The 11,730-nt window shown below is 61.4% G+C and carries 13 protein-coding genes and 3 pseudogenes; 2 read left to right on the forward strand and 14 right to left on the reverse strand.

Translation table 11 applies throughout. From position 1 onward, the window contains the following. A pseudogene (locus ACGVJ8_RS11215) lies at positions 1 to 545 on the forward strand (alanine dehydrogenase); the annotation flags it as partial. Between the two features lie 2 nt (positions 546 to 547). On the opposite strand, the pseudogene ACGVJ8_RS11220 reads toward ACGVJ8_RS11215, so the two are convergent. From ACGVJ8_RS11220 to ACGVJ8_RS11285, 14 genes and pseudogenes are all read right to left on the reverse strand, one after another. Further along, positions 548 to 970, reverse strand: a pseudogene (locus ACGVJ8_RS11220) (YchJ family protein). Continuing rightward, positions 970 to 2,022, reverse strand: a complete 1,053-nt coding sequence (locus ACGVJ8_RS11225) for a DUF3326 domain-containing protein (protein WP_392348139.1) — start codon at positions 2,020 to 2,022, stop codon at positions 970 to 972. Before ACGVJ8_RS11225 ends, ACGVJ8_RS11220 begins: the two are co-directional and overlap by 1 nt. Continuing rightward, entirely contained in the window at positions 2,019 to 2,204 is a 186-nt protein-coding gene (locus ACGVJ8_RS11230) for a hypothetical protein (RefSeq protein ID WP_392348141.1), read from the reverse strand. The genes ACGVJ8_RS11225 and ACGVJ8_RS11230 overlap by 4 nt, the downstream gene beginning before the upstream one ends. After that, positions 2,201 to 2,530 carry a 2Fe-2S iron-sulfur cluster-binding protein gene (locus tag ACGVJ8_RS11235; protein ID WP_392348143.1) on the reverse strand — a complete coding sequence of 110 codons (330 nt, stop codon included), beginning with the start codon at positions 2,528 to 2,530 and terminating at the stop codon, positions 2,201 to 2,203. The genes ACGVJ8_RS11230 and ACGVJ8_RS11235 overlap by 4 nt, the downstream gene beginning before the upstream one ends. A 32-nt stretch (positions 2,531 to 2,562) precedes the next feature. Continuing rightward, a pseudogene (locus tag ACGVJ8_RS11240) lies at positions 2,563 to 3,297 on the reverse strand (putative 2OG-Fe(II) oxygenase). 62 nt (positions 3,298 to 3,359) lie between these two features. Next, positions 3,360 to 4,310 carry a F0F1 ATP synthase subunit gamma gene (locus ACGVJ8_RS11245; protein WP_392348145.1) on the reverse strand — a complete coding sequence of 317 codons (951 nt, stop codon included), beginning with the start codon at positions 4,308 to 4,310 and terminating at the stop codon, positions 3,360 to 3,362. Positions 4,311 to 4,323: 13 nt separating this feature from the next. Further along, a complete protein-coding gene (gene atpA / locus ACGVJ8_RS11250; protein ID WP_392348146.1) occupies positions 4,324 to 5,844 on the reverse strand; it encodes a F0F1 ATP synthase subunit alpha in 1,521 nt (506 codons plus the stop codon). Positions 5,845 to 5,899: 55 nt separating this feature from the next. Further along, entirely contained in the window at positions 5,900 to 6,448 is a 549-nt protein-coding gene (atpH, locus tag ACGVJ8_RS11255) for an ATP synthase F1 subunit delta (protein ID WP_392348148.1), read from the reverse strand. Continuing rightward, a complete protein-coding gene (locus ACGVJ8_RS11260) occupies positions 6,448 to 6,930 on the reverse strand; it encodes a F0F1 ATP synthase subunit B (RefSeq protein WP_392348150.1) in 483 nt (160 codons plus the stop codon). Before ACGVJ8_RS11260 ends, atpH begins: the two co-directional genes overlap by 1 nt. Then, positions 6,930 to 7,394, reverse strand: a complete 465-nt coding sequence (locus tag ACGVJ8_RS11265) for a F0F1 ATP synthase subunit B' (RefSeq protein WP_392348152.1) — start codon at positions 7,392 to 7,394, stop codon at positions 6,930 to 6,932. The genes ACGVJ8_RS11260 and ACGVJ8_RS11265 overlap by 1 nt, the downstream gene beginning before the upstream one ends. Before the next feature lie 69 nt (positions 7,395 to 7,463). Beyond that, positions 7,464 to 7,712, reverse strand: a complete 249-nt coding sequence (gene atpE / locus ACGVJ8_RS11270; RefSeq protein ID WP_006851467.1) for an ATP synthase F0 subunit C — start codon at positions 7,710 to 7,712, stop codon at positions 7,464 to 7,466. Positions 7,713 to 7,881: 169 nt separating this feature from the next. Beyond that, the gene (atpB, locus tag ACGVJ8_RS11275) at positions 7,882 to 8,607 is read right to left on the reverse strand and encodes a F0F1 ATP synthase subunit A (protein ID WP_006852023.1); all 726 of its coding nucleotides are present in this window, start codon (positions 8,605 to 8,607) and stop codon (positions 7,882 to 7,884) included. A 24-nt stretch (positions 8,608 to 8,631) separates the two neighbouring features. Next, positions 8,632 to 8,970 carry a hypothetical protein gene (locus ACGVJ8_RS11280; protein WP_114989508.1) on the reverse strand — a complete coding sequence of 113 codons (339 nt, stop codon included), beginning with the start codon at positions 8,968 to 8,970 and terminating at the stop codon, positions 8,632 to 8,634. A 46-nt stretch (positions 8,971 to 9,016) separates the two neighbouring features. Continuing rightward, a complete protein-coding gene (locus ACGVJ8_RS11285) occupies positions 9,017 to 10,186 on the reverse strand; it encodes a class I SAM-dependent methyltransferase (protein ID WP_392348157.1) in 1,170 nt (389 codons plus the stop codon). 146 nt (positions 10,187 to 10,332) lie between these two features. On the opposite strand from ACGVJ8_RS11285, the gene ACGVJ8_RS11290 reads away from it, so the two are divergent. Beyond that, positions 10,333 to 11,730 (forward strand): phycobilisome rod-core linker polypeptide (locus tag ACGVJ8_RS11290; protein ID WP_392348155.1); only part of this gene is annotated, 1,398 nt, incomplete at its 3' end.

Consider the following 11,730-nt stretch of genomic DNA (forward strand, 5'->3'; position numbering starts at 1 on the left):
ATGCCGAGGTATTGCTGCTCGACCGCTCGCCCCAGCGGTTGCGCAGCCTCGAGGCCGACCGACGCGGCCGGTTGATGAGTGTGGTGAGCAGCCGCGGGCTGTTGGAACGGTTGGTGCCGACGGCGGATCTGGTGATCGGAGCCGTGCTCACTCCCGGCGGGCGCGCCCCCACCCTGGTGGACGAGGAGATGGTGCAGCAAATGCGCCCCGGTTCGGTGATCGTGGATGTGGCGATCGACCAGGGGGGCTGCATCGCCACCAGCCAGGAGACGACCCACCGCGATCCCACCGTGAGCATTCACGGCGTGCAGCACTATGCCGTGGGCAACATGCCGGGAGCAGTGCCGTTCACCTCCACTGAAGCCCTGGTGAGCGTGACCCTCCCCTACATCCTGGGCATCGCCGGACGAGGACTGGAGGAGGCTGTCACTGAACGTCCTGAACTGATCTCCGGCTTAAACACGGTGCTAGGATCGGTCTGCCACCCCGGCGTGGCCAAAGCATTGGGGGTGCCGCCGCGGCATCCGATGGCCTGCCTGCGTTAGCCCTACAATTGGAGTGCCCCCGTGTAGAGCCAAGGGCCATCGTCTGCGCCATCGCGACGCTGAAACAGGGAGGTTTCCTTGAGCACCCCACCGCGATAACGGGCTTCGAACTGCACCGTTCCCTCCAGATCACGCGGATCACCTGCGCTGACAGCAAGCACAGTCAAGCCGAGCCAACGGCTCTGCCGGCAACTCCGCTCCAGGGAACGGCGCTGCTGCTGTGCTGGAACATCCGGCTCGGGATGGGTGGCCAGTAAATAGTCGATGTCACCACGCGCAAAGGCTGAATACCTGGAGCGCATCAACTATTCAGCCGTTTCAGCACGCTGATCACCGCGATGCAAGGGCCCGCAGCAGCTGCGATAAACACCACCCCCACAGGGGCAAGGGCTCTGATCGAGAGCTCTACCGAAACCGCCAGGCATCAGTCCAACCGTTGCAACGCTGGGAGTGGCCGGCCCAGAGACACCGGACTCAATCCCTCCCGCAGCGCCAGCACCAAACCTGCTGCCTCGCTGTAACTGCTGGCCTGAAGAACGCTCTGGCTCAAGCCAAGGGTGTCGGCGGTGACCGACAGCACCGATGGATTGGCCACGCAGACCACGGGCAAATTACGCTCCACACAGGACAGCACCGCCTCCCCCCCCAGGGCTCCTTCGGGAACAACAACAGCCCCCAATTGCTCCGCGCCAAGATCGCCGGGTTGCCGCTCGCCGATCACCAGATTCGGTGCCCGGCTCAGCCCCACCAGCACGCAGGCCAGGAAGGTGTAACCGAGCTCCTCACCCGCCGCTCTTGGATCCAGCTGGGGGTCCAGGGGCAAGGGGTCCAAAGCGGGCGCGTGGGCACAGGGGATCTGCAGGTGCTGCACCAGCAGGTGGCTGATCACCGCTTCAGCACCGGCCAGAGCATCCACGCCACTGCCCTGGCGATAGGCCGCCAACTCCTCACTCTCCGGATCCTCCGGGAAGCGCGCCACCACCGCGATCGCCGTTGCCCCGGCCTGCTTCAAGCCTTCACCAGCACGCAACAAGGCATCGGGACAACCCAGGCGCCCCCAGCTGGCGCCACTGGCACCGCGCTCGAGCGTCACCTCGAGCGGAGCATCCGTTGAAATCACAGGGCCGATATCCAAACCCAAGCTGGCACGGCAGCCCTCAGCCACCTGAATCTGGCGCTGGGCCAGCTCTGGTTCAATCCCGGCATCCAGCAGCAAACCGATTCGCTGCCTCCGCACCGGCCGCAGGGCCCACTCACCCACGGCAAAACGATCGAGGCCATAGCCCTCCACGTAGTGCACGCGGGAATCGCTCCAATAAAGCGAGGCCCCGTTAATCACATTGGGATGGGTGATCAGGCAGCCGCTCGCTGCAGCTAGCAATCGTGCAGACGGCAAAGCGTCACCGGCGTAACCACCGATGTCACAACCGATACCCGTCGGCACCAGCATCAGCGTTGGCATCGGTGCCGAGCTCATTCGCTGATCACTGCCTCCACTTGAAGGGTTCGACCACAATCGGCGCTGGAGCCCACCGCGGTGAGGGCCCAACGCAGCACATCACCCTCTTCAGCCAACTGCTCACGGATCCAGCTGCGCAGCTCCACCAATGGCACATCTGCGGGCCAGAATAATTGGCGTTGCAGGCTGGTGAGCCTCACTTCTGATATTGACCGAACTGGGCTTCGTAGAGCACATCCTCTTGCCCCGCCTTGAGGGTGAGGTCGGCCCTCGGGAGGGCTACACACAGCAGGCTGTAACCCTGCTGCTGCAGCTCACCTTTCACACCCATGGCATCGGGCTGCTCAACACTGCCCTCGCTGATTACCGCAGCACAGGTGGTGCAGACCCCGGAGCAGCAGGAGCTGGGAAGGGCGATGCCAGCGGCCTCAGCAGCATTCAGCACCGTCTGGTCGGCGCGGCAGGAAAAGGTGTGATTTTCGCCTTCGAACTCGGCGCGGACGGTGTAAGTAGCCACGTCGGACATGCCGGGCTCAACAAGGAAGAGGCCGCATTCTCTCAGGCAATGGGCTCGTCCAGCGAGTCCCAATGGCGGGGGTGGGGCGCCAGATACTCCGAAGAACCACCCTGCGCTGGTGCTGTCAGCACGAAATCAAAGCTGATAGAACAGCGCAGCTCGTCTTGGTCGTCGTTGAGCAGAACGCTGTGCTGCAGGCTCGATGGAAACAGCACGAGCAAACCCGGGCGTGGGGCCAGATCCCAGTGGGACTGATTCAACGAGTGGCCTTCAGCAATCGGGCCGCCGTAGCCGACCGCCAAACCCGCCACCAACTCGTTGGGTTTATGGAGCGCATGCAACCGTAAGACGCCCTCCTCTCTCGAGCCCGTGCCCGAGAGGTAGAGAACAGCACTGAGATGGGCATTGGGGTGATGGTGGCGGCCAACCGCTTGATCCCAATCGCTGATCACAGGCCAGCAACGCTGCAGATGCAGGGCCACTTGGCTTCGGGCGAAGCCCAGTGAATCGAGATAGCTCTAGGCCTGATCCACCACCAATTGAGCCAGGGCCTGAAAGGGCTCCTGTTGATGGAGCTGCCACACCCCATGCAGGTCACCCGTCCAGGCACACCCCTCACTGAGATTGCCCTCGGCCTCGCCGCGAAGCCTCAGCAGAGCCTGCATGCAGGACGCCTGCTGCAGGGGGTCGAGAGGCAGTTGCGTCGTTGCCACCACGGTGGGGAAGAGCTGATGAAGCTGAAGCACGCCGACACCCTGAGAAACCCCTCCGCTCAACCGTAAACAAGGCAAGAAAAGCCGACTCCGAAGAACCGGCTTTCCAAGATCGATCGCGTTGATCAGCCGACCGCTGCGACGCCGCCTGCAACTTCCAGAATCTCCTGGGTAATCGCGGCCTGACGGGCCTTGTTGTAGTCGAGAGTCAGGGTCTTGGCCAACTCCTTAGCGTTATCGCTGGCATTGTTCATGGCCGTCATCCGGCTCGCCAGCTCGGAGGCTGCCGATTCCTGCAGGGAACGCAGCATCTGGTTCTGCAGGTACAGGGGGAGCAGTGCATTCAGCAGCTGTTCGGGGGTCTGCTCAAACACGATATCCGAAGGAATCTTCGGCTCGGTGTTGGCAGGGCCTGCACCGGGCTCCACAGTCAGGAGACCGTCCTTGGTGGTGAGACGGAACATCTCATCCTCAGGATCAGCGATGTCCTGAGGATCCAAGGGCAGCAAAGTCTGAACCACAGGCTTGCAGCTCACCAGGTTGATGAACTTGGTGAAGATCAGCTCCACCCGATCGGTGCTTTCAGTCAGGAATTCAGCCAGCAGATCTGTGGAGATCGTGTTGGCCTCATCGGCGGTGGGCACCTGTTCCAGGCCGGAGAAGGTGGCCTGGATCGGGTAGTCACGACGGGTGAAGTAGCCGATCGCTTTAGTGCCGATCAGCAGCAACTTCACATCGAAGCCCTTGCCCTTCAGCTCAGCGAAACGCTGTTCCGTGCGCTTGATGATATTGGCGTTGTAGCCACCGCACAGGCCGCGATCACCTGTAACCGCCACAAGGGTGATGGTCTCCAAATCGCGCTGCTGCATCAGGGGAGATGCAGCCGCTTCGAAGCGCATGCGGGACTGGAGGTTTTCCAGGATCCGCGCCAGCCGATCCGCGAAGGGACGGCTGCGGAGCACTTGCTCCTGGGCACGGCGCACCTTGGCCGCAGCCACCAGGCGCATGGCCTCGGTGATCTTGCGGGTGTTTTTGACCGACTTAATTCGGTCTCGGATTTCCTTGAGATTCGCCATGTCGGCAGCTCCGTCAGGCCGCAGAAGCGACCATGGTGGACACGACTTCGGTGATGGCGTCCTTGAGGATCGCTTCAGCCTCAGGACGCATCACCTTCTTCTCCTGGATTTCGGTGATGAACTCAGCCTTGTTGGACTTGAGGTACTCACGCAGTTCACGGGAGAAGTCGACGACCTTGTCGACGGGGACGTCGTCGATCAGGCCCTTCACACCGGCATAAACGATCGCGACCTGCTCAGCCAGGATTAGGGGGCTGAACTGAGGCTGTTTGAGCAGCTCACGCAGGCGCTTGCCGCGCTCCAGCTGCTGCTGGGTGGAGGCATCCAGGTCAGAAGCAAACTGGGAGAAGGCGGCCAGCTCGTCGAACTGGGCCAGCTCCAGTTTCAGGGTGCCGGCAATCTTCTTGATGGCCTTGGTCTGGGCAGCACCGCCCACCCGGCTCACGGAGATACCCACGTTGATCGCAGGACGCAAACCAGAGTTGAACAGGTCGGAGCTGAGGAAGATCTGACCGTCTGTGATCGAAATCACGTTGGTGGGGATGTAGGCCGAAACGTCACCGGCCTGGGTCTCGATGATCGGCAGAGCGGTCATGGAACCCTTGCCCATGGCGTCAGACAACTTGGCTGCACGCTCAAGCAGACGGCTGTGGCAGTAGAAGACGTCACCGGGGTATGCCTCACGACCGGGCGGACGACGCAGCAGGAGCGACATCTGGCGGTAGGCAGCAGCCTGCTTGGAGAGATCATCATAGATCACCAGGGTGGCCTTGCCTTTGTACATGAAGTACTCGGCGATGGTGGCACCGGTGTAAGGGGCCAGGTACTGCAGCGCAGCGGGCTCGGAGGCGTTTGCCGCCACGATCACGGTGTAGCCGAGAGCGCCGCGCTCGCGGAGCACTTCAACGACGTTGGCCACGGAAGCAGCCTTCTGACCCACGGCGACGTAGACGCAGATCATGTCCTGATCCGCCTGGTTCAGGATCGTGTCGATCGCGATAGCTGTCTTGCCGGTCTGGCGGTCACCAATGATCAGCTCGCGCTGGCCACGGCCGACGGGGATCATCGCGTCGATGGCGGTGATGCCGGTCTGCATCGGTTCGTGAACCGACTTGCGCTGAATGATGCCGGGCGCCATGGATTCGATCAGGCGCGTTTCGCTGGTGGCGATTTCACCCTTGCCGTCGATGGCGCGGCCCAGGGAGTTCACCACCCGGCCCAGCATGGCTTCACCCACGGGAACAGCAGCAATCTTGCCGGTGGCCTTCACCGTGCTGCCTTCCTGAATGCCGTATCCCTCACCCATCAGCACCGCGCCGACGTTGTCGTCTTCGAGGTTCAGGGCGATGCCTTCGGTGCCGTCCTCAAATTCAATGAGTTCGCCGGCCATGGCTTGCTGCAGGCCGTAAACGCGGGCGATGCCGTCGCCCACGGTAAGAACGGTACCGACATTGCTAACGGTAACCGACTTGTCGTAGTCCTCAATCTGCTTCTTGAGGATGGCGCTGATCTCGTCAGGACGGATGGAAACCATGGCGTGTGCCCAGCTGGGAGTTGGGGAGGAAGGAGCGGTAGAGGAAAGAGTGAGGTCAGCTCGCCTTGGCGAGTGCCAGACCAAGGCGACGAACCTGGCCAGACAAGCTGGCGTCGATCACCTGAGATCCGAGACTCACGACGAAACCGCCGATTAGGGACGGATCCACACTCAGGTCGATGTCGACCTTGTTGGTGCCGGCCATGGCCTGCACCTTTTTGGACAGTGCCGCCTGTTGATCATCAGTGAGGCTTTGAGCAGAGCGGACCTGGGCCAGCGTGATGCCTTGCTGTTCCCGATAAAGCTCGAGATAGCGAAGCATCACCGCATCAAAAGCTATGAGTCGTTGGCGGTCAGCCAGCACCTTCAGCAGGTTGAAGACTGAAGGAGTGACATTCTCACCAACAAGCGCCTTGAGAGCTTTCTTCTTGGCATCGGACTCGAGAACCGGAGACACCATGGCGTCGCGGAAGTCTTCCGAGTCGTTCCAGATCGCAAGCAGTTGCTTGCATTGATCGGCAACAGTTTCAGACTCACCACGGGCCTCAGTGACCTGAAGCAACGCTTCGGCGTAAGGGGTGGCCAGAGAGTTAAGGAGAGGCATCAGGCGTTCTCCAGATTTTTGATGGTGGAATCGATCAACTTGGCCTGAGCACTGGCATCAAGACGACTAGGCAGTTCGGCAAGGGCCTTGTCGATTGCCGCCAGAGCGGCCTCACGACGCAGGCTGTCATTGATCCGAGCAGCGTCGGCTTCAGCGTCGGCATCGGCACCGGCCTTGATGGCTGCCATCACAGAAATGGTGCGCTTCTCGCCTTCGGCACAAATGCCTGCAGCGCGGGCCTGACCATCAGCACGAATCTTTTCGGCTTTCTGCTGGGCAGCAGCCAACTCGGACTGGGCCTGGCTCAGGTTTTCGGTGGCGGTTTTCAGGCGGGACTCAGCGTCCTGCAACTCCTGAAGAATGGCGGCGCGGCGGCGTTCCAGGATTCCTCCAAGGAACCCGCGCAGGAACCAAAACAGGAGACCGATCACAATGACCAGGTTGACCAGATTGGTCTCGAGCGGATTGAGATTGAGGGTCATCACGCGGCCAGCAAACGGTTGATGATCGTGGTGCTCAGCTGATCCACCTGGCCCTTGAGTTGGGTGCGGGCGGACTCACGCTCGGCCTCGATTGCACGACGGGTTTCCTCTTTGGTGCGATTGGCTTCAGCTTCCGCCTGCACCAGCGCTTCGCGGTAAAGCCGATCAACTTCTTGTTCCGCCTCAACGATCATGGCCTGAGCGGCCTGACGAGCACCTTTCAGCTGTTCAACCAGATCAGCTTCCAGGCGTTCAACCTGGGCAAGCTTTTGTTTGGCATCAGCACGACTGGTGGAGATATAGCCTTCACGATCTTCCACGACCTTGCCGACCGGACGGAAGAAGAGGACATTGAGCAGGAAGGTGAGGAGAACCACCTGAACCGCCATCAGCGGAAGGGTGGCATCGAGGTCGAAAAGACCTCCCTCCGGAACACCTGCTTCAGCGAGCAGAAGCCAGGTCATGGAAAGGTGCACTGGGAAGGAATCGAAACAAGGAGTTCAGCAGGGGGATCAGCGATCCCCCTGCACTGATCAGCCGGCGAAGGGGTTGGCGAACAGGAGCACCAGAGCCACCACCAGGCCGTAGATGGTCAGCGATTCCATGAACGCCAGGGACAGCAGCAGGGTGCCGCGGATCTTGCCTTCGGCTTCGGGCTGACGGGCGATGCCCTCAACAGCGCCGCCGGACGCGGTGCCCTGACCGATACCAGGGCCGATGGCGGCGAGGCCGACTGCCAGGCCAGCAGCCACAACGGAAGCGGCGGAGGTGATGGAATCCATGTTGGGTGGTGTAAGGGGAAGCGCTGGGAAGCGCTGTACGGAATGGACTTGGGGATCAGTTCCCCCCGCGCAGGGACATTCCCAAAGGAACGGGCCCGGGTGCAATGCCGGACCTGCGCGCGGATGTGTTTAGCAGATTGCCGTTCTCCGGCGATAGAGGAAGGCGGTTTTAGTGGGCCTCGTGAAGGCCTTCACCGATGTAAAAGGACGCCAGGGTCGCGAAGATCAGAGCCTGAATGGCACTGGTGAACAGACCCAGAAGCATCACAGGCAGGGGCACGATCAGCGGCACCAGATACACCAGAACCCCCACAGCCAATTCGTCGGCAAGGATATTTCCGAACAGACGGAAGGAGAGGGAGAGAGGTTTGGTGAATTCCTCGATGATCTTGAACGGGAGCATGATCGGGGTCGGCTCCACGTACAGCTCGAAGAAGCGCAGACCCTTACGGCTCAGGCCGGCATAGAAGTACGCCAGTGACACCAACAGAGCCATCGCCACGGTGGTGTTGATGTCTGCGGTGGGAGCACCCAGCTCACCCTCGGGGAGTTCAAAGATCTTCCAAGGGATCAGGGCTCCACCCCAGTTGCTCACGAAGATGAACAGAAATAAGGTGCCGATGAACGGCAGCCAGTCGCGGTAGTACTTCTCGCCGATGTTGTCGCGGGCGATGTCGCGGATGAAGTTCCAGAGGAATTCGAGCAGGTTCTGCAGACCGATCGGGTCACGCTTCATCCCGCGGGTGCCAACAAGCACCACAGCAAGGAGGATGCCGATCAGGATCCAGGAGCTCAGGAACACCTGGCCGTGCAGATACAGATCGCCGATCTGCCAGTACAGGTGGTGACCCACTTCCAGTTCAGCGAACGGGAGTGGTAGGGGCAACAAAGCCATGGGTGCAGAGAAAAGTGCTCAGACTCAGCGGTCGTCGAAGACGTGCTGAAGAATCAGGGCGGGCTTGTAGAGAAGGAATCCCAGGAAGGCCGGCAACAGATCGAGCTGAGGCAGCTTGGCCGAACCAACCACAAGCAGGGTTGGAACGATGAGCTGAAAACGCCCCAGTCCACGGGACTGGTCACTGAGCCGGGCCACGCTGCGAGCCAGCAAGCGCACGTACAGAAGTCCGGCGCAGGAGCCCACAAGAACACTGCCGGCCACCGAAAGATTCATGGTGAGGGCCACGATCGGAACCGTGACGAGTGACACCAGAACGGTGGCCAACAGCAGGCGACGTTGAAGACGGTAAAAATCTTCCAAGCGCTGCCTGAATTGGCGCGCGGAATCTATCACGCGTTCGCTGCTGTTATTCCTGCAACAGAAGCAGCTGTCGGTCCACAAGATTGCGGATCTGATCAGGAGACGCAAGGGCTCCCAGAGTCTGTTCCGGCTGCTCGGCGACAGTCCGCAACAGGGTGCGGTCGGCATCACTGAGCTGAATCGGCTCCATGTTGCGACCAAGAATTGAATCGGGTTCCCCCCAGAGGCAGGGCTGAACCAAACCCCTGGCTAGGCCAAGGGCCTCATCACTCCAGCGAGCTCGCTCCACCGGTGCCGCAGAGAGAAAGAACTCGAAGTGGCTGATGTCGGGATCAAGCTGCTCCACAAGCTCCCACTGCTGACGCGGTGGCAAGGACTGGGCTCGCTCTAGCAGTTCTCCCTGCAAAAGGCGGGCTGGATCCCAGACCTCCGGATTGGAGAAGCCGGCGAAATGCAGACCCGCCGTTTCGATGAACGCGAAGAGACGCTCAAGGTTGTAACTAGTCTCCTGCGGGTGCAGATACATATCCGCAAAATTCGCGTCAGGAGCGCAGTCCACGGCCCAGCGTTCGCGGTGATGACGGGCCAGCCGGTTACTCTCGGGGAGGGTCTCGAACAGCTCCCGGCCCAGACGCAGGCCCTCTGCCCCTGTGCCGGCATTCAGAAGGCTCAGGGCTTTCTGGGTGCGATGGATCTCCCAGCGACCTGCATCGGCGTAAAGAAAGAGATGCAGAAGACCGGACGGAGCCAGACGATCCGCAAGGGAGTGCAGCCCGGCCTCGGGCTGATCCAGATGGTGCAACACCCCCACGGAGTTGATGTAGTCGAAGGGGCCCTCCCCATCGAGGTCCAGCAGACTGCGTTGCTCCTGACGCAGGGAGGTCACCTGCTCGGCCGCCCCGGAGCGCTGGCATCGTTCCCGCGCCACCGCCAGGGCCCCATCACTGATGTCCACCCCAAGCACATCCGCTCCCGGGTTGAGATAGCAGAGGTAGTCGGTGCTGACCCCGGTGCCGCAGCCGGCATCGAGAATCCGCGGCTGCTCCACCCCGACGGGGATCCGCCCATGCACCGCCGCCAACACGCTGCGATGACACCAACGCCAGTTGTATCCCGGTGGCGGTCCGTCCTGCAGTGGATCCCCCGGGAAGGGAAAGCGGTCATAAAACGCACTCACCATGGGAGTCGCAGCATCACTGGGCTTGGGGTGTGTCATGCAGCGCAGATTCGGCACCTGCGAGCTTTTCACGTCAGACCCGTCGATCCCCTGCAGCACCGCAAGGCCTGCAAACATTTGTTCATGGGGCCACGGAGGGCCATCCCAGCAGCCGTAACGTGGCGCGATCCGGCTTGCTTTCGTCGATGACAGTGACCGCCAGCAGCGGCAGCCCGCGCGTGTCTCCCCAACTGTTCGACACGCTGCCGCTCTCCAGCGTCCGTCAGGCAGAGCAGCAGGACCGTTTCCCAGACAACGGGGAACTGGACAATCTTGTGACCTTCTTCCGAACCGGTCAGGACCGGATCGAAGCGTCCCGGATCATTGCGGCCAACGCCGAGGCCATCGTGGCCCGCGCCGCCAACAGAATTTTTGTGGGAGGAACACCCCTCGCCTTTCTTGAAGCGCCTCTAACAACAGGTGAGACCAGACGCACCAGTGGCCAGGAGGGCACACCCCTGGCGTCCGACCAAGCCGCTTTTGAACAGTCGGTGCGCACCTTCACCGGCAACAGCGACACCACCAAGCGGGGCAACTTTCTCACCCGCCTTCTGGAAGGTGCCAGCGGCGATGCCGACGTGCGGGTTGTGCTCCCCACCGGTTTCAACGCCATCAGCGTGGCCAAGTACGGCCCGGCCTTCATGCGTAAGTCGGTGCGCGACATGGGTTGGTTCCTGCGCTATGTGGGCTATGCCCTGGTGGCAGGAGACCCCAGCATCCTTGCGGTGAACACCCGCGGCCTGCGGGACATCCTCCTGGAGAACTGCTCCCTTGCCGCCACCAACGTGGCTCTTCAGGAGATGCGGGCCGCTTCAGCGGAACTGCTGCGAGATCGTCCTGAAGCCCGTCAGATGACCATCGACTGCTTCAACGTGCTATTGCAGGAGCTGGCCATCCCGACCCCCAGCACAAAACAACGCCAAGGGAGTGCAGTGCAACAGGGCCTGCAGCTGCCGGCAATCTATGCCCTAGCTTCAGAGGGATGCCAACTCTTTGAAATGCGTCCGGGTCTATCCGGAGCCGAGAAAGCAGAAATCATTCGTGCCGCCTACCGCCAGGTGTTTGAGCGCGACATCGCCAAGGGCTACTCCCAGACCCCCTGTGCGGACAAAGCCAGTGCTGTCGCCCAGGGGCAGATCTCAATGCGCGAATTCGTTCGCGCCCTCGGCCGCAGCAAGGAATATCGCCAGCAGTTCCACGACGGTTTCGTCAACAGCCGCGTAGTGGAACTGGCCTACCGCCACTTCCTCGGCCGGGGCATCAGCTCTCTTGAGGAATTCCGCAAGTCGTTCGCGATCCTCAGCGACCAAGGCCTCAACGGTCTGGTGGACGTGCTGGTGAATTCCTCGGAATACGCCCAGGCATTTGGTGAGGAGACCGTTCCCTACCTCCGGGATCTTGGCACTGAAGCCCAGGAGAGCTCCGGTTGGGGCTCCAACCGCAAGCTGTTCAAATTCAGCGCTCCCTTCGATGGCGCGCCGCAGTACGTCACCCTTTACGCCTCCTATCGCCAGCCCTTTGCTGATCAGCACGTCTACGGCGGC

It is taken from the genome of Parasynechococcus sp. (genome assembly GCF_042954245.1).
Classification (GTDB): domain Bacteria; phylum Cyanobacteriota; class Cyanobacteriia; order PCC-6307; family Cyanobiaceae; genus Parasynechococcus.

Bases quoted from the DNA above. Each gene is read 5' to 3' on its own strand.
- ACGVJ8_RS11225 (WP_392348139.1), bottom strand. From the start codon at position 2,022: ATGAGCTCGGCACCGATGCCAACGCTGATGCTGGTGCCGACGGGTATC.
- ACGVJ8_RS11235 (WP_392348143.1), bottom strand. From the start codon at position 2,530: ATGTCCGACGTGGCTACTTACACCGTCCGCGCCGAGTTCGAAGGCGAA.
- ACGVJ8_RS11245 (WP_392348145.1), bottom strand. From the start codon at position 4,310: ATGGCGAATCTCAAGGAAATCCGAGACCGAATTAAGTCGGTCAAAAAC.
- atpA (WP_392348146.1), bottom strand. From the start codon at position 5,844: ATGGTTTCCATCCGTCCTGACGAGATCAGCGCCATCCTCAAGAAGCAG.
- atpH (WP_392348148.1), bottom strand. From the start codon at position 6,448: ATGCCTCTCCTTAACTCTCTGGCCACCCCTTACGCCGAAGCGTTGCTT.
- ACGVJ8_RS11260 (WP_392348150.1), bottom strand. From the start codon at position 6,930: ATGACCCTCAATCTCAATCCGCTCGAGACCAATCTGGTCAACCTGGTC.
- ACGVJ8_RS11265 (WP_392348152.1), bottom strand. From the start codon at position 7,394: ATGACCTGGCTTCTGCTCGCTGAAGCAGGTGTTCCGGAGGGAGGTCTT.
- atpE (WP_006851467.1), bottom strand. From the start codon at position 7,712: ATGGATTCCATCACCTCCGCCGCTTCCGTTGTGGCTGCTGGCCTGGCA.
- atpB (WP_006852023.1), bottom strand. From the start codon at position 8,607: ATGGCTTTGTTGCCCCTACCACTCCCGTTCGCTGAACTGGAAGTGGGT.
- ACGVJ8_RS11285 (WP_392348157.1), bottom strand. From the start codon at position 10,186: ATGACACACCCCAAGCCCAGTGATGCTGCGACTCCCATGGTGAGTGCG.